Annotated in this window: 10 protein-coding genes; 4 read left to right on the top strand and 6 right to left on the bottom strand. The window is 63.4% G+C overall.

The annotated features are described in order from the left end of the window. Positions 1-5: 5 nt before the first annotated feature. The 4 genes from GOB93_RS15095 to GOB93_RS21200 form a co-directional block, all read right to left on the bottom strand. On the bottom strand, positions 6-1,013 hold the full coding sequence (locus GOB93_RS15095; protein ID WP_173584341.1) for a tetratricopeptide repeat protein: 1,008 nt from the start codon (positions 1,011-1,013) through the stop codon (positions 6-8). A gap of 188 nt (positions 1,014-1,201) precedes the next feature. Beyond that, positions 1,202-2,035 carry an endonuclease III gene (gene nth, locus GOB93_RS15090; protein WP_173584340.1) on the bottom strand — a complete coding sequence of 278 codons (834 nt, stop codon included), beginning with the start codon at positions 2,033-2,035 and terminating at the stop codon, positions 1,202-1,204. A 586-nt stretch (positions 2,036-2,621) separates the two neighbouring features. Beyond that, positions 2,622-8,960 (bottom strand): DUF3320 domain-containing protein, encoded by a 6,339-nt coding sequence (locus GOB93_RS15085; RefSeq protein WP_173584339.1) that lies wholly within the window; start codon positions 8,958-8,960, stop codon positions 2,622-2,624. A 288-nt stretch (positions 8,961-9,248) separates the two neighbouring features. After that, a complete protein-coding gene (locus tag GOB93_RS21200; RefSeq protein ID WP_198912709.1) occupies positions 9,249-9,407 on the bottom strand; it encodes a hypothetical protein in 159 nt (52 codons plus the stop codon). Here GOB93_RS21200 and GOB93_RS21195 point away from each other — a divergent pair. Further along, positions 9,390-9,659 carry a hypothetical protein gene (locus GOB93_RS21195; protein WP_198912708.1) on the top strand — a complete coding sequence of 90 codons (270 nt, stop codon included), beginning with the start codon at positions 9,390-9,392 and terminating at the stop codon, positions 9,657-9,659. The genes GOB93_RS21200 and GOB93_RS21195 overlap by 18 nt on opposite strands. Here GOB93_RS21195 and GOB93_RS21190 read toward each other — a convergent pair. Together GOB93_RS21190 and GOB93_RS15075 are read right to left on the bottom strand one after the other, a co-directional pair. Beyond that, the gene (locus GOB93_RS21190) at positions 9,610-10,221 is read right to left on the bottom strand and encodes a hypothetical protein (RefSeq protein WP_198912707.1); all 612 of its coding nucleotides are present in this window, start codon (positions 10,219-10,221) and stop codon (positions 9,610-9,612) included. The genes GOB93_RS21195 and GOB93_RS21190 overlap by 50 nt on opposite strands. Before the next feature lie 181 nt (positions 10,222-10,402). Beyond that, positions 10,403-11,131, bottom strand: coding sequence for an SDR family oxidoreductase (locus GOB93_RS15075; RefSeq protein WP_173584338.1), 729 nt, complete (start codon positions 11,129-11,131; stop codon positions 10,403-10,405). 495 nt (positions 11,132-11,626) lie between these two features. On the opposite strand from GOB93_RS15075, the gene GOB93_RS15070 reads away from it, so the two are divergent. From GOB93_RS15070 to GOB93_RS15060, 3 genes are all read left to right on the top strand, one after another. Further along, complete coding sequence (locus GOB93_RS15070) at positions 11,627-14,416, top strand: bifunctional aconitate hydratase 2/2-methylisocitrate dehydratase (protein WP_173584337.1); 2,790 nt, start codon at positions 11,627-11,629, stop codon at positions 14,414-14,416. 483 nt (positions 14,417-14,899) lie between these two features. After that, positions 14,900-16,207 carry a DUF1800 domain-containing protein gene (locus tag GOB93_RS15065; protein ID WP_173584336.1) on the top strand — a complete coding sequence of 436 codons (1,308 nt, stop codon included), beginning with the start codon at positions 14,900-14,902 and terminating at the stop codon, positions 16,205-16,207. A gap of 3 nt (positions 16,208-16,210) precedes the next feature. After that, positions 16,211-17,500, top strand: a 1,290-nt coding sequence (locus GOB93_RS15060) for a DUF1501 domain-containing protein (RefSeq protein WP_173584335.1), incomplete at its 3' end; no start/stop codon positions are given.

Here is a 17,500-nt window from a genome sequence, read left to right as displayed (position 1 = left end):
CCTCCTCAGGAAAACAGAAGCGAGGAAAGGCGACGCCGTGCGGTGAGGGTCGCGGGATCGTCGTGCCCCCAGGCCTCGAAGAATTTGAACAGAAGCTGCTTCGCGGCGCCTTCATTCCAGTTGCGGTCGGCGCGGATGATGGCCAGCAGTTCGGCGGCGGCTTCCTCGCGGTGGCCTGATACGTTCAGGGCGTTGGCGAGATTCATCCGGGCCTCGAAGTCTTCCGGGTTCGCTTCGATGCGGCGGCGAAGTTCGTCGGCCTCGCCGGCGACGCGGCGCCCTTCCCTTTTGAGTTCGAGTTCAGCGCGGGCGCCTTCGATCTCCGGGTGGGTCGCGATGGCCTGCGGCACATCTTCGAGCGCGGCGGTGGCGGCTTCCTCGTTATCGAGAGCGAGCAGAGCGCGGATGAGGCCACCCCATGCGGCGGGGTTTTCGGGTTCCTCTCCGAGAACGGCCGAGAACAGCTCGGCGGCATGTTCGGGCTGGTTCGTTTCCATTGCCGTGCGGGCCTCGGTGAGGAGGTCGGCGCTCGGCAGGGTGCCGCCGCCTGCCGATTTGAGGACCGTTTCGACGAATTTTTTAACCTGGCTTTCCGGCAGGGCGCCCTGGAAGAGGTCGAGAATCTGCCCTTTCCAGAAGGCTGCGACCATCGGGATCGACTGGAGAGGCAGGCCGATGCGGGTGAGCTGGGCGGCGAGCGCGCGGTTGGCTTCGATATCGACCTTGACGAGTCTGACCCGGCCTTTGGCGGCGCGGACGACTTTTTCGATGACCGGGGTGAGCTGCTTACAGGGGCCGCACCAGTCGGCCCAGAAATCGACGAGGACGGGGACGGTGTTGCTGGCCTCGATCACGGCCTGCATGAAATTGGTTTCGGTGCCGTCCATGATGACGTCGGCGGTCTGCGCGGACGGAGCGGCACCCGGCGCGCCCATACCTCCCGGCGTATGGCTTCCCGGATTCCTGCTTCCTGGATTCTGGGCCGGTGGGTTCTGGCCGATTATGTAATCCATCGTCTGCGCATCCTGCTTCGCTGCGGCCCTGCCTGATGCCGGACCCTGCCGTTCGGCTTCGGGCCGCCCGGTTCCGGTCTAGCGCAGGGCGTTCCAAATACAAACCCGTTCCGCCGTCGGGGAAACGGCTGTTTCCGGGATGGCGGCCTTTCCCTTTCAGATTGGGACGGAGCCGGCTCCGGTCAATGTCAGTCCTTCACGCGGCGGGGCGGGATCAGTTCCTTTTCGGGATAGAGGCAGTTGCGGGTGGCGGCGCAGCGCCAGCATTCCGGGCGGCGGGCCTTGCAGACATAGCGGCCCTGCAGAATGAGCCAGTGATGCGATTCCCGCAGAAGATCGGGCGGGATGCGGGATTCGAGGCCGCGCTCGACGTCCAGCACGGTTTTGCCGCGCGCCAGGCCGGTGCGGTTGGCGAGGCGGAAGGCGTGCGTGTCGACCGGGACGGCGGCCTGGCCGAAGGCGACGTTGAGGACGACGGCGGCGGTTTTGCGGCCGACTCCGGGCAGGGATTCGAGCGCTTCGCGGTCGGCGGGGACTTCGCCGCCGAAGCGGTCCATCAGGGCCTGGGAGAGGGCGACGACGTTCTTTGCCTTGTTCCGCCAGAGACCGATGGTGCGGATGTGCTCGCCGACCTCCTCGACGCTGAGTTTCGCCATTTCGGCCGGTCCGGGCGCGATGGCGAAGAGAGCCGGGGTGACGCGGTTGACGGAGGCGTCGGTGGCCTGGGCGGCGAGGGCCGTGGCGATGAGGAGCTGGAACGGGGTTTCGAATTTCAGCTCGGTTGCGGCGTCGGGCCAGGTGCGAGCGAGGTCTGCGAGGAAGCCGGCGATCTCCGCTTTCGTCATGTTGCGCGGGGCGTTGGCGGTGCCGTTCGGCGCGTGGGTGGCGGCTTTGGGTTTGCGTTTTGAGGCCGGGCGGATTCTGGCCGGCGCGGCTTTTGCGGCTGGCGGCGAAACCTTGCGTGACGGCGGCGTGGATTTCGGTGTGGATTTCGGTCCGGGGCGTGATGTGGTGCTGGTCATGGCGTTCGATTGTCTCATTCCGGACAGGCTGCCGTCAAAGGCCGGAAATGACGTGCTGACATGAGAATCGGGGGCCAGGTTTTCCAGAAGGGTGGGGGGCTGTCCGGCCCGGTCTGGCGAGGCAGAAAAAATTTGCCGGAGGCGGGCTGCCGGGGTGGTTCAGGGGAGTGCGGATCACGAACGGGGTCTGGCCTTTCCGGCTGTGGGTGGCGGGATGGTGCGGACCGGGCATTGCCGGGGAAATGGGATCGAAAAGGACGTGTCTCCGGGCGGCGGGGCCAGGACATTATTTCCGGCGCGGGCTGGCGGGGGTCTTGTTTCGTTGCGGGGACGGTATGGAGGACGGACGCGATTCCAGAAGGTTATGGACGTTTTTGTTTCGGGGACGGTTCTGTTTTCTGGTCTTCGGGGGCCGTGGGGGGAGGTGGCTGTTTGCTGTTGTTCTGCGCGGGCTGGCGGGGATCGGGGATGTTTTTGTCTGGTCGTGTCCGGGTGAGCGGCGGTGTTGTTTTGCATAGAGTGGTGTGGGGAGCAGGCAGGGCGTTGTTTTCCGGGGCCGTAGCTGTCCCTCCCCGCTCTGATGGCTTTATGGGGCCGGATTCTCTTCCAGTAATTGGCTGACGGCCTGTTCCAGTCTGGCGCGGGTGGTGCTGCCCATGCGGGACATGCCGCAATCGGTGCGGAGGGCGAGGATTGTGGCTTCGGGTGTCAGGCCGGCGCTGAGGTGGGTGCGGGCGCGGGAGGTCAGGGCGGCGAGCGGGATTGTTGCGGGGTCGAGTGTTTCGCCTTTTGCCGGCGCGGGGAAGGCCATTCCGGTTTCGGGGGACATGGAGGCGGGCCAGAGGAAGGGGCCGGGGTCTTCGTCGGTACGGCGCAGGTCTGGCGGGATGCTGCCGGTGATGTGTTCACGGATTTCGCGGCCGGCGCGGCCGAAATTGTGGAGGCGGGAGATGGCCTGGACGAGGAGGTCCTGACGTATGGGGCCGTTCTGTTCGAGATAATGCGTGATGAGGGCGCTCAGGGTGGGCTGGTAGCCGGCGTCGAAGAAGCGGCTCTGATCGGGGGTCGGGAGCGCGGTTGTGACGGGTGCGTCCGGAGACGTGGTTTTTGCGAAAAGGGGTTCCGGGTTCGGGGAGGATACGGGTTCGGGGGTGGTTTTCAGGGCCGGGGTGCCGGGGGCCGGGGCGGAATCTGCTGCAGGAACGGTTGCGGACTCTGTTCTGGTCTCTGTTTCCGGGACTGCGCCGGGAGATATGGCCGGAGGCGTTACTGAGGATGTGACCGGAGACGTAACCGGGGATGTGGTCCGGGACGCGGTCGGGGATGTGTCTGTTCCCTGCTCTGTTGTGATGGTGGGATGATCTGACGGGATGGTGTCGGAATTTGTCTCCGGAGCTGTGCTGGCGGATGTGGCCGGAGACGTGACCGGGGATGTGGTCCGGGATGCGGCTGTCCCCTGCCCTGCTGTGGTGGGATGATCTGACGGGGTGTTGTCGGGGGCTTTGGCAGCGGCGCGGTCGGAGTTCTGTTTGTGGCGGCTGGCGGTTTCGGCGGCCTGGCGGTCTTTTTCTTCCTGTGCGGCGCGGTCTTTGCGTTTCGTTTCGAGGAGGGCGCGGAGGGTAGCGTCGATGCGGTCGCATTCGCGGGGGGCGTTGGTCCACCAGTCGGTGGACCAGATGCGGCAGATGGACCAGCCGAGGTTCTCGAGGACGGCATGGCGCAGGCGGTCGCGATCGCGGGCGGTGGCGCTGCGGTGATAGGTGGCGCCGTCGCATTCGACGCCGGCGAGGAAGATGGCGGGGCGGTCGGGATCGACGATGCCGAGATCGATGCGGAAGCCGGAGACGCCCACCTGCGGGACGACCTGCCAGCCTTTCCGGCGCAGGAGGGCGGCGACTTCTTCCTCGAACAGGCTGTCGAAGTCGCCGATGGAGCCGTGATGGGCGCCGGCGAGGGCTGTGGGGCCGTGTTCGGCGAAAGCGAGGAAGTCGCGGAGGTCATGCACGCCCTGGGCGGCGGTGCGGCGGATGTCGATCTGGTCGGCGCGGAGAGAGCCGAAAACGATCAGTTTTTCGCGGGCTCGGGTGATGGCGACGTTGAGACGGCGTTCGCCGCCGTCGCGGTTGAGGGCGCCGAAATTCATGGTGATGTGGCCGGCCTGATCGGGGCCGAAGGTCAGGGAGAACAGCATGACGTCGCGTTCCTCGCCCTGAACGTTTTCGAGATTGCGGATCAGGACGGGCTCGCTGGTCGTCTCCGGGCTGAAGAAGCGTTCGATGTCGGGGTGATCGCCGCGGGCCTTGTCGAACAGATCCGAGATCAGGGTCTGCTGCTGGGCGTTGAAGGTGACGATGCCAAGGGTGCGGTTGCTGCCGTCCTGCAGGAGGCGCACGGCTTCGGTGACGATGGCGCGGGCTTCGGCGGGATTGTTTCTGCCTGTGCCGCGCATGTAGACGCCGTCCGGCACGAAGCGGAAGGAGACGGCGTTATCCTTTGTCGCGGGCGACGGGAAGGTGACGAGCTGGCCGTGATAATAGGCGTGGTTCGAGAAGGCGATGAGGCTTTCATGGCGGCTGCGGTAATGCCAGTTCAGCCAGACGGGCGGGATGCCGGCGCCGAGACATTCGTCGAGGATGGATTCCAGATCGCAGGTGTCGACATCCGTATTTTCGTCGTCGGAGCCAGCGTTGCTGCTGAAGAAGCTGGTGGGCGGGAGCTGTTTCGGGTCGCCGACGACGATGACCTGGCTGCCGCGTCCGATGACGCCGACGGCGTCCCAGGTGGGGATCTGCGAGGCCTCGTCGAAGATGACGAGATCGAAGGGGCGCGCGTTATGCGGGAGGTACTGCGCGACGGAGAGTGGGCTCATCATCAGGCACGGGGTCAGGTTTCTGAGCGCGCCGGGCATTTTCTCCGCGAGCTGGCGGATGGGGAGGTGGCGGGTCTTTTTCTGAATCTCGCGGGTGAGGACTTTGTATTCCGGATCGGTCTGACGGGTGCGGGCATCGGGGATTTTGCCGGCGAGGCGGGCGCGGATCATCCGGGAGGCCATGGTCATGAGCTGGCGGTCGAGGTCGCGGAAACGTTCGATGCTTTTCTCGTGCGTGGCGGCGATGAAGCCGCGCAGGAGGGGCGACTGCTCGACGGCGGCGGCGATCCACCAGCGGGCGTAGTTCGCCTCGAAGATGCTGACGGTCTGTTCCGGGGGAATGAGGCCGTTGCCGATGGCGTCGACGAGCGGGGCTAGACCGAGGCGTTCGGCTTTCTGGCAGGTGATTTTCCAGTTGCACCAGTCGCGGAGATCACGGGCGGCATTGTTCCAGCTCTCCAGCCTGGCGCGGAGGAGCGCGGGCCAGTCGGGGGCGGTAGCGCTGACGAGCTGCTCGCTGTCCGTGCCGCTGAGGCTGCTGAGAGCGGAGAGCGCGTCCGTGACGGTCTGAAGCTCTGTCTGGAATTTTTTCAGGGTGGTGTGGGCGGCGCCGCCGGGTTGCAGGAGATCGCGGCCGTCGCGCAGGAGGGTGGTGAGCTGGGTGCGGGCGGCGAGCAGGGCGGTGACGTCGGGGGCTGCGGCGGCGAGTGTGCCGCGGGTGATTTTGCCCCAGATATGCCGGGCTTCGATCTGATCGAAATCGGTATCGAGGCCGCGCCAGAGGTCCGGGCCGACGGTTCTGGCATGGGGCGCGTCGTTCAGGCATTTTTCGATGGCCTGGAGTTCAGCGAGGCGTTCGAGTTCGGCTTCGCAGTCTTCGGGGATCTGGCCTGTGGCGTGAGCCGCGAGGCTGGCGCGGACGGATTTCTGCGCCTTTGAGCGGGCGAGGAACTGGAAGACGGATTTCTCCTTTGCCTCACGCCATGTTTTCAGGAGGTCTTCGAGGGGGAGCGTGGTGACTTCCGGTTTCCAGGTGGTTTCGAGTTCGCCGGTCAGGGCGCGGTGGCGGGCGATGGGGGTCTGTTCGGCGAAGAGGGTTTCGCGGGTTGCGGAGGCGTCTTCCGTAAAGGCCCAGGCGCAGGCTTCGGGGTTCAGGATCCGGCTGCAGAGGTCGCTGGTCCGGAGAATATCCGGGAGAGCGAGGAGGTCCGGGTTCAGGCCGAGCAGTTTGCGGGCGTCTTTCGCGGCGGGGATCAGGCGGTCGAGGCAGGCCTGGAGCGTGCGGATGGCGGCGAGGAAGTCACGCTCCCATTGCGGCCCCCACTCGGTGCGGGCGAGACCGGCGAGCGCGGGGGAGCTGGCGACGTCGCCGATGCGGGCGTGCACCTGGGCGAGGTCTTCGGCGGCGTCTCTGAGGTTTTTGTAATCGTCTTCGCTGTGGGTGTCGGGATCGGACCAGGAGAGGGCGAGGTCCATGATGCGGGCGTCGAAGGCGCGCAGGGAGATGCCGATGCCGCGATAGGGCGTCCAGCCGTTGCGCCAGCGTTTGTGGAGTTCGGTGACGTAGGCGTTGAGTTCGGCGCGGAGCTGGTCGATCTGGGTGTGGCTGTATTGCCAGAACGATTCATCGAAGCTGTCCGCGACGCCCTGGGCGTTGCCGAACTGTTCGAGGACGCCGGTTTTGCTGGCTTTGGGTGAGAACAGGTCGAGGCAGAATTCGGCGAGGCTGATGTCTTTGAGGCGTTTGCGGACGACTTCCAGGGCGGCGCGTTTTTCGGCGACGAAGAGGACGGTGCGGCCCTGGGCGAGGGTGTTGGCGATGATGTTTGTGATGGTCTGGCTTTTTCCGGTGCCGGGCGGGCCGATGAGGACGAAGTTTTCACCGGAGGCGGCGCGGGCGACGGCTCTGAGCTGGGAGGAATCTGCTTCCATGGGGCAGACGAGGCCGGCTTTCGAGAGGGCTTCGTCGAGTTCGCCGTCGGCTTCGGTGAAGAAGGTGCCTGGCGGGGTATCGGCGGTTTCCTGCGTGACGCCGTCGAGCAGTTTGCGGGCGACGTCATTGGCGCGGAGGCTGTCGCGTCGTTCCGTGAGGTCTTTCCACATCAGGAATTTGGCGAAGGAGAGTGTCGTCAGGGTGACGTGATCGCGGACTTCCCATTTAGGAACCTGCCTGATACGGGCACGGAAGATGTCGACGATGCGGCTGACGTCGAGCCCGGCCTCGTCCTCCGGGAGCGTGTCGCCTTCGAGTTCGGGGAAGCGGAGGGCGTAGTCCTCGCGGAGCATTTCGAGCAGGGTGATGTTGACGCGGCTGTCGTCGCTGTGGGCGCGGAGGAAGAAGCCGGACTTCACGCTCGGGCGTTCGAGGGTGACGGGGACGAGGATCAGAGGGGCGAGCCAGGGTTTGTCGCCTTCCTTTTTTGTCCAGGCGAGGGCGCCGATGGTGAGGAAGAGGATATTCGAGCCGCCTTCCTGTTCCGCGGCCTGGGCGCGGCGGTAGATTTCGGTCAGCGCGGCCTGGAGGGCCTGTTCGGTGCGGTCGACGAGGAGTTCGCCGCGTTTCAGGGCGTCTCTGGCGTAGGTGAGCGCGGCTTCGTCGTGATGGCGTTCGTGGTGGAGGGCGGCGTCACGGGGGTCGCCGTTTTTCATCATTTCGGGCCAGGCGCAGAAGCGGAGCGGCTTTGTTTTGCTGCCGGAGCGGATTTCGGCGAGGCGGTTTTCGAGTTCGGCGGGATCGGGGCAGTCGATTTCGATGATCTGCTTTTCGGATTTCGGCAGATTCAGAAGGCGGTTGCGGGCGGACATATCGAGCAGGCGGTTGCACCAGCGGCTGATGCGATCGGCGGGATTGTCCGGGAGGTCTTCCGCCGGATCTGCTGTGTCTTCGCGCAGGCCGGGGGCGGCTTCGAAGACGGGCTGATGGGTGGCGTCCGGCTGATCGTTCTCGCCGGTATCGGGGTTTTCCCTGCCGGCGCCGGAGGAAAGCGGGTGGATTTTCCGCATGCGGGCGCGGTGGATGTCGATGATTTCGCGGAAGGTGTTGTCTTCGTCCTCGCCGGCGTGGCGGAGGGTCGCCTCGCCTTTGTCGCAGGCGGCGGTGAAGGAGGGTTTGCGGGCGTGGGTGACGAGGGTGGTTTCGAAGACTTTCAGGTCGTCGAGTTTCAGGCGGTTTCTGAATGCGGGCAGGTCCTGCATGACGGAGCTGCCGGCATCGGTGTCGGCGAGCCAGAGGCCGGTGAAGGCGTGGCCTTTCGTGAGGACGATGACGGGGTGGAGGCCGGCGGCTTCCAGGCAGGAGGCGAAGAGGAGGGCGCTGTCGAGGCAGGTTGCGAGTTTTTCTTCGGCGATCTGGGTGGGAAGGCGGACGCGCTGGCCGCTTTCGATGAAGGATGCGGGTGGATTCACGTAGGTGATATCCAGGGCGCAGATCGCGCACCAGATGGCCTGCGCCTGTTCCCAGACGCGGGTTTTGCTGCCCTGATAGCCTTCGAGTGAGTGGGTTTTCCCGGCGTCTCTGAGGATGGAGGAGGCGCTGCGGAGGATGCGGGCAACGGCGGGATCGTTCGGGAGGACGAAGGCGGCGAGGATATCGGGGATGCCGGACAGGCCGCCCCATTCGTTCCGGGCGAGGACGCGGACGGTGGTGGTCTGCTGGTGGAGCTGTTCGGGTTCTTTACCGTCTGTGGCCGGCGTGGTGACGGTGAAGGTGATTTCGGCGCGGGAGGCTTCAGTCTGTCTGCAGAGAGCGGGGCCGTCCAGTCTGAGTTCGAGGCCGCCGATGGCGCGGAACTGGTGCGGGCTGATATCCTGGAGGCGCCAGGTATGGGAGCGGATCAGGGGCGGGTCGGAGGTGATGGTGACATCGAGACGGGGGAAGCTGCGGTCCGTCTGGTTGTCGAGGGAGAGAGCTTGCAGGACGGGGACGCTGTTTTCCCAGAGGGAGGCGTTGATGCTGTCCTGCATTGAGATGCTGAGGTGAAGTTCCGGCGGGGGTGTCTTCTGATCTTCATGGCTGGTGTCGGGAGTATCCGCGGAGCCATGAGGAGCTGAATTCATTCTGGTCTTCCGGATGTTACTGTACGTCTTCCTTCTGTTACAGCATTTGGCTGTGTTTCTGTCGAGGCAAGGCAGTTACCCGCGCGGAACGTCTCATTTATTAGCTGATTGCAGGGGAGAGTTGTTTCTCCGTGAAACTCGCTCTGAAATCATAAAGGAGTTTTTGGTGAAGCTTTTTTCAAAAAGCTTCAGAGAACGCCGCCTTTTTGAAAAAAGGCGGCACCCAAAAACTTTTTTTATCAAAGACCTGTTGCGGGTGTGCTTCTTGAGGCGGGTTCCCGGCGAGAGTCAGTGAGGTGTGGTGGATTGCGTGGCGGACTCTGCGGTCGCGGTCAGTGACGCCGTGACGGGCGGGGGCTGGTAGATGAGGATTTCGGCGTCTTCGCGGCCACTGTCATAGGGTTCGATCAGGGATTCCGGGAGGCGGATGTGGTCGGTGCAGCGCATGAAGTCGCGCAGGGCGGTTCCGGTGCAGGCGCTGTCGATGTTTTTTGCGCCTTTCTGATCGGTGATGTCGTCTTCGTGGACGGTGCGGAAGTCGATGCTGAAGCGGGTTTTGCCGGAGCTGTTGGGCAGGCTGGCGTGAAGCTGGGCGGCGGAAAAGAGGATGAGGCCGCCGGGCGGGACGACGTAGCGGGCGTCGGGGCTGTCACTGACCGGGGCGGGCGGAGGGAGCGACGCGCTGGCTGCTGCCGGTGAGGTCGAGATGGGCGGTGGCGCGGGTGCTGTTCCATTTGTAGTAGTTGTAGACTTCGGAATTGTTGGCGATGGGGGTGTCGAAATATTTCGGGAAGAAGGCCATGCCGTTGTCGCGGGTGATGCCGTAGATCGGGGTCCACCAGTTGATCTGGCAGAAGGGCGCGGAATACCAGGTGTCGCGATGGGGCGGAAAGGCGAGCGCGATGCCGCTGGTCAGGTAATTGTCGCTGGTTGAGGACCGCATTTTCGGGACATCGAAGTAATACCGGGCGAGGTCGCCGCCGAGTTCGGCGATGATTTCGCTGACCAGGGCTTTCGATGTCGGGTGGTGGATGAAGTGGGGTTTGAGCCGTCCGAGCAGGTTCGCATAATCGGCGACGGGCATGGCGAACTGGGCGTGCTCGGGGTCGAGGGGGGCGAAGGCGTCCTCGATCAGACTGCGGGCATGGGCGACGAGCGCTGTGGAGGCGGCGCTCGGGCTGTAGATGAAGATGTCGCCGGCGAAGAGGCGTTCGCGGCGTTCATCGTCGGAGATTGTGCTGTCGAGATGGATGACGGTCATGATGCTCTCCCTTGCTGCCCTGCTTCTGTGACGCGGGCGGGATTATTATTGAGCGGCTGTCATTATTTCGTATTGGTTCGCGGACGCTACGTTTCCCGTGCGGGCGGCGTCCACTTAAAAAAGGACGTTTACATATTTTGATAAGAAGGGCGCCGCAGACGTGCTGTTTGTGACGGCTGGGTCAGGATTTCATCATCGGGCGGACGAAGATGTCTGTCGCCTCGGCGGTTTCGGGGAGCAGCAGGGCGCCGCAGAGGGCGATGGCGACGTCTTCCGGCTGCAGGAGGCGTTCGGGGTGCCATGGTTTGCCGGCGGCGGCGTGGATGGCTTCCTGGCGCGGGGTGGCGGTGGTTCCGGGCATGACGGAGAGGACGCGGATGCCGTCCTGATTGATTTCGCTGCGCAGGGTGTCGGTGAGGGACCGGAGCGCGGCCTGGGTGGCGGCGTAGAGGCCGCGGCCGGCGGTGCTGGCGGCGCGGATGATGGTGGAGTTGACGACGGCGATCTGGCCTTTGCTGTCGCGGAGCGCCGGGAGGGCGGCGCGGATGATGCTGAGCGGGGCTCTGACGTTGACGTCGAAGAGTTTTCCGAAGTCGGTGTCAGTGAGGTTCTCAAGTGTGCCGCTGTGAAAAGCGCCTGACGAGAGCACGAGGATGTCGAGTTTTCCGAAGCGGGTCAGGGCGGTTTCGATCAGGGTCTGCGCGGCGTCGGGGGCGGTGATGTCGAGCGGGAGGGCGGCGGCTTTCGGGCCGGCTTCGGCGACGCAGGATTCAAGTTCGTCGCGGGAGCGGGCGACGCAGAGGACGGAGGCGCCAAGGCTGGCGAGGCGGAGGGCGGTGGCGCGGCCGATCCCCCTGCCCGCTCCGGTAACGAGGGCGACGTGGCCTGCGAGGGGATTGTCGGAGGGCATGGGCGTCACCGGGATTTATGATGTCGGGAGAGGCAGACTGCCTGAATTTTCAGGGGCGATCCATGGGGAAATATGCGTCGGTCAGGAAGCGTTCCGGAGAGGCCGGACGGCAACCGGGGACGATTGTGTAACCGGTCATTTTTCAGCGTGTCAGGCTGGCTGCTTTCAGCCCTTTTGCGGGTCGTGCCGACAGATTGCCGGTGGTTTGCCAGTGCCGGAAAATTGACATGACAAATGTTTCGTCATCAGTCAGATCGGAGCGGCCCGACGGGGCAGAGATGATGATCTGCCTGTTGCGGCCTGGTGGGTATGCGGGTTGCTGTTTTTGGCGGTTAACGCTGAATTCGAAGGACTGTTTTTGCTGAAATGCCGTGTCTTGTCAGCCGGCAGGGGGTGCCGTAACCCGGATCCATCAGAACCTTAAGCCGACCTGACCCTGTCCGGTTTCCGGGACCGCATTTCAGGTCCACACACCTCAGTTATGTTGGAATTGCGATGAGCGCCTACTCAGATTACCTGGCCGAAATCAAGGACAGAAAAAGTCAGGGACTTGCTCCCAGGCCGATCGACGACGGCGGACTCGTTCGTGACATCATTACATTGATTGAGGATGCCGGGAACGAGCACCGGGCGGATGCTCTCAGATTCTTCATTTACAACACGCTGCCGGGCACCACGAGCGCTGCGGATGTCAAGGCGGCCTTCCTGAAGAAGATCGTCCTGGGCGAGGCGGTGGTTCCTGAGATCTCACCGGCCTTTGCCCTCGAACTGCTGTCGCATATGAAGGGTGGTCCGTCGGTCAGGGTGCTGCTTGACATTGCCCTCGGCGATGACGGCCCGGTTGCCAGGCAGGCGGGCGAGGTGCTGAAGACCCAGGTTTTCCTCTATGACGCCGATATGTTCCGGCTGCGCGATGCCTACAAAGCGGGCAATGCAGTCGCGAAGGACGTGCTTGAGAGCTACGCAAAAGCCGAGTTCTTCACCAAGCTGCCGGATGTTGAGGACGAGATCAAAGTCGTGACCTTCATCGCGGCGGAAGGCGATATCTCGACCGATCTTCTGTCGCCGGGCAATCAGGCGCATTCGCGCTCGGACCGCGAACTGCATGGTCAGTGCATGATCTCGCCCGAGGCGCAGAAAGAAATCGTTGCGCTGCAGAAGCAGCATCCCGACGCACGGGTGATGATGATCGCCGAAAAGGGCACGATGGGCGTAGGCTCGTCGCGCATGTCGGGCGTGAACAACGTGGCGCTCTGGACCGGCAAGCAGGCCAGCCCTTACGTTCCTTTCGTCAATTTCGCCCCTGTCGTCGCGGGCACCAACGGTATCTCGCCGATTTTTGCGACCACTGTCGACGTGACCGGCGGTATCGGCATCAATCTGAAAAACTGGGTCCGGAAAACCGGTGCAGACGGCAAGCCGGTTCTGGATAAGGATGGCAATCCTGTCCTTGAGCAGAAATATTCGGTTGAGACCGGCACCGTTCTGAAGATCGATGTGAAGAACAAGCGGCTCCGAGACGAGAAGGGCGAGGAGCTGGTCGATGTTGCCGCCGCGTTCACGCCCCAGAAGATGGAGTTCATGAAAGCGGGCAGCTCCTACGCGATCGTTTTCGGCAAGAAGCTCCAGACATTTGCCGCCCAGACGCTGGGGATCAAGGCGCCGCCGGTTTTTGCCCCGAACAAGGAAATTACGGTCGAGGATCAGGGCCTGACCGCGGTTGAGAAGATCTTTAACCGCAATGCTGTTGGCGTTGCTCCGGGCACGGTCCTGCATGCGGGGTCGGATGTTCGCGTGAAGGTGAACATCGTCGGTTCCCAGGACACGACCGGTCTGATGACCGCGCAGGAGCTTGAGGCGATGGCGGCCACCGTCATTTCGCCTCTTGTGGACGGCGCGTACCAGTCCGGGTGCCATACGGCGTCCGTGTGGGACAAGAAGGCACAGGCGAACATTCCGAAGCTCATGAAATTCATGAACAACTTCGGTCTGATCACCGCGCGCGACCCGAAGGGCGTCTATCACGCGATGACGGACGTGATTCATAAGGTGCTGAACGACATCACCGTGGATGACTGGGCGATCATCATCGGCGGCGACAGTCATACCCGTATGTCGAAGGGCGTGGCCTTCGGGGCTGATTCCGGCACTGTGGCGCTGGCGCTGGCCACCGGTGAGGCGACGATGCCGATCCCGCAGTCGGTCAAGGTGACGTTCAAGGGCACAATGCAGCCGCACATGGATTTCCGTGATGTGGTCCATGCGACGCAGGCGCAGATGCTCCGGCAGTGTGGTGACAACGTTTTCCAGGGTCGGGTGATCGAGGTGCATCTCGGCACGCTGCTGGCTGACCAGGCCTTCACGTTCACCGACTGGACGGCTGAGATGAAGGCGAAGGCCTCCATCTGCATCTCACAGGATGAGACGCTGATAGAGTCGCTGGAAATCGCCAAGTCGCGCATTCAGATCATGATCGACAAGGGCATGGAGAATGCCGCGGGCACACTGAAGGGTCTGATCGCCAAGGCTGATAAACGCATTGCCGAGATTCGCTCGGGCGAGAAGCCTGCGCTGGCTCCCGACGCCAATGCGAAATATTTCGCCGAGGTTGTGGTTGATCTCGACCAGATCGACGAGCCGATGATCGCCGATCCGGATGTGAAAAACCCGGATGTGTCCAAGCGCTATACCCACGACACAATCCGCCCGGTTTCCTACTACGGTGGGAACAAGAAGGTGGACCTTGGGTTTGTGGGCTCCTGCATGGTGCATAAGGGCGACATGAAAATCGTGGCCCAGATGCTCAAGAATCTTGAGAAGGCACAGGGGAAGGTGGAGTTCAAAGCACCGCTCGTTGTCGCCGCCCCGACCTACAACATCATCGATGAGCTGAAGGCCGAAGGGGACTGGGAGATTCTGGAGCGTTATTCCGGCTTCGAGTTCAATGACCTGCTGCCGAAAGCCAGCGCGCGGACCGAATACGAGAACATCCTCTATCTGGAACGTCCGGGCTGTAACCTGTGCATGGGCAACCAGGAGAAGGCGGAAAAGGGCGATACCGTTCTGGCGACGTCAACCCGTCTGTTCCAGGGGCGTGTCGTCGAGGATTCCGGCGAGAAGAAGGGTGAATCGCTTCTGGCCTCGACTCCGGTCGTGGTGCTGTCGGCGATCCTTGGCCGGACGCCGAGCGCTGAGGAATACAAGGTTGCCGTCGAGGGGATCGAGCTGACCCGGTTCGCTCCGCCGAAAGCGGCTCCGCTCGATGCTAAATCTGTTCAGTACTAAGGGTCTGATCGTCAGGGAGTCCTCTCTGACAGGCTGCCCGTCCTGACAGGGACATTGCGCTAACCCTGACTGCCTGTCTGCTCTGCGATGTCAGAGCGGACAGGCGGCAGGTTGCTTCAATACATTTCCGCGACAGGTGCAAAGCTGTTGCGAAGGACGCCCGCCATCAGGGTCCGCGTCACTGACCAGCCCGGCAGCGGGCTGTTCATTTTTCCGTATGGATTATTGACGGTGTCACCGGCTCTGCTTTTACGGTGGGCATAGGTTTTTCGCTTTGTGAGCCGGGATCGTGCCGGACGGGCACAGGGACCGGCGGCGGGCGTCGCTGTTTTGTTCTTCTGCATGTCCTGAATGTGACAATTTCATACAGACCTGTCCCGATTTCGCCACACAGGGCGGGCAGTGTCCGGCAAAGTTATCTCAGGCAGAGTTATCTTCGGCAGAGTTCAGCTGCTTCCGTCCACCGGGTCTTCCGAGGATGCCATGCGACTTGCCAGTGCGATCAACAGATTTGGCTGGGGCCAGCGGGACAGTGTGGTTCCTGATGCGTCTCTTCGTGACTGGCTTTCGGGTCAGCTGGCCGGGCCTGATACGGCCGTGTTCAGGAATGTGGAGCCGTGTTCGGATGGTCTGATCGCTCTGCGGGAGCAGCGGCGCACGAAGATGCAGGGCGATCCTCTGGTCAGGCCGGTCTTTCAGGCGGAGGTTGCGACCCAGCTGGACAATCTGATTGTCACGGAACAGCCTTTTCGCGAACGCCTGGCCTGGTTCTGGTTCAATCATTTTACGGTCAGTCTGCGTCAGGGCAGCACGAGGGCGGTCATTGGCGCTTATATGCGCGAGGCCATTCGTCCTTATGTGACCGGCCGTTTTCCGGATATGCTACTGGCCGGGATGCGTCATCCGGCCATGCTGATGTATCTGGACAATGCGTCCTCCATCGGGCCGTCCAGTCCGGCGGGGCGCAAAAGTCATCATGGCCTGAACGAGAATCTGGCCCGTGAGTGTCTGGAACTGCACACGGTCTCCCCTGCTGCCGGTTACAGCCAGGCGGATGTGACGTCCTTTGCGGCGATCCTGACGGGCTGGGGCGTCGATATGAAGGCGGCGCAGCCCGGCTTCGTATTTCGGGAAAAGGCGCATGAGCCGGGTGTAAAGACCGTCATGGGCCAGGCATTTCCGGAGGGTGAGGAAGGCGGCATGCAGGCGCTGCATTTTCTGGGCACGCATCCTGCGACATATCAGCATATTGCCACCCGGATGGTCGGGCATTTCATTTCCGACACGCCTGCGCCGCAGGATGTCAGTCATATCGCCTCCGTTCTGCGGGACAGTGAGGGTGATCTGCGGGAGGCATCGCTTGCTCTGGCGGATCTGCATGGCGCTGACCGCGCCGGGGGCAAGTTCCGCTCTCCCATGGACTATGCCACCGCGGTCATGCGGGCTCTGTCCATGGGCGGAGAGGCCAGCCAGCCGGATGATCCTCATTCCGCCGCGCATCTGCTTGCATCGGCTTTCGCGTCTCTCGGGCAGCCTTTGTGGACGGCGCCTCTGCCCAATGGCTGGAGCGACAGGACGGCGGACTGGTGCGCGCCGGCGGATATGCTGGCGCGCACGGACTGGGCCTGGAGAATGGCGGCGCATGTCCGGACCGGAGATCCGACGGAGATTGCCCGGATTGCTCTCGGCTCTGCGCTCCGTCCGCAGACCCGGACTGCGATGCATCGTGCCGGTTCCCGTCAGGATGCGCTGGCGCTGCTTTTTTCCTCTCCTGAATTTCAGAGGCGCTGACACATGATGATCCGTCGCCGCACTGCTCTTCTGGGTCTGGCCGCGGGCTGGGTTCTCGGCCGTTCTTCTCTTGCTTTTGCCGGCGCATCCGGCGGGCCGGACGATCCGCGTTTTGTGGTCATCATTCTCCGGGGGGCGCTGGACGGTCTGGCAGCGGTCACACCCTATGGCGATGCTGATCTCAGAACGTATCGCCGGGATCTGGTTCTTCCTGAGCCGGGACAGGAAGGCGGTCTTCTTGATCTGGGGGGATTTTACGGGCTGCACCCTTCCCTGCGGGCGCTTCATGCTCTGTACGGCGAAGGTCAGATGCTGCCTGTTCATGCCGTTGCGGGGCATTATCGCAGCCGGTCCCATTTCGAGGCTCAGGATTATCTGGAAAGCGGCGCGGATGACCGGCTGAACAGCGGCTGGCTGAACCGGGCGGTTTCGGTGCTTCAGGGCAAGGCGAACAGGCCGGACGGCTATGGGCTGGCCATGGGGCTGACGGTTCCGCTTCTGCTTCGCGGGGCGGCCAGGGTGGGGAGTTACGCTCCGGCGGGAAGCTTGCATCCGGGTGATGATCTTTACAGTCAGATTGCTGCTCTGAACGCGTCTGATCCTGTCACGGGGCCGGCGTTCCGGAACGGTCTGAACGCCAGGGGTTTTTCGGAGACAGCCGGAGCGGGTACGGGGATGCCGTCTCCGGCTGACAGATCCCGGAAGCCTGATGCTTTTACCCGGCTTTCGGCAGCGGCGGGGCAGATGCTGGCACAGCCCCGTGGTCCGCGTGTCGCCGCGCTGGAGATCGGGGGGTGGGATACGCATGCGGGTCAGGCCGGGCGTCTGGCGGGTCCGCTTGCGCAGCTTGATCGCGGGATCGGCGCCCTGCGTCAGAATCTTGGGGAAAGCTGGAAGCGCACGGTGGTTCTGGCTCTGACGGAGTTCGGAAGAACCGTGCGCATGAATGGCACGGGCGGGACGGATCATGGCACGGGGACGGTCACGTTCCTGGCGGGTGGCGCCGTTGCGGGCGGAAAGGTGGGCGGCACATGGCCGGGTCTGCGTTCCGGCCAGCTTTTTGAAAACCGGGACCTGGCGCCCACGACCGATCTGCGCGCGGTCGCGGCGGGGGTTCTGTGCGATCACCTGCGTCTGCCGCTGCACGCTGTTGCGACGGTGTTTCCCGGTCCGAAGACGGAGCCTGTGAGATGGGGTGGTTGCCGTCCTCCCCGCACGGCATCGCAATGTGCCAGAATGGTCGTTGGAAGAAACGACTGCGCGAAAGGACGGCAGATGAAGGATACAGTGATA

It is taken from the genome of Acetobacter musti (assembly GCF_011516835.1).
Lineage (GTDB): Bacteria > Pseudomonadota > Alphaproteobacteria > Acetobacterales > Acetobacteraceae > Acetobacter > Acetobacter musti.
This window is presented reverse-complemented; position numbering and strand designations above follow the sequence as displayed.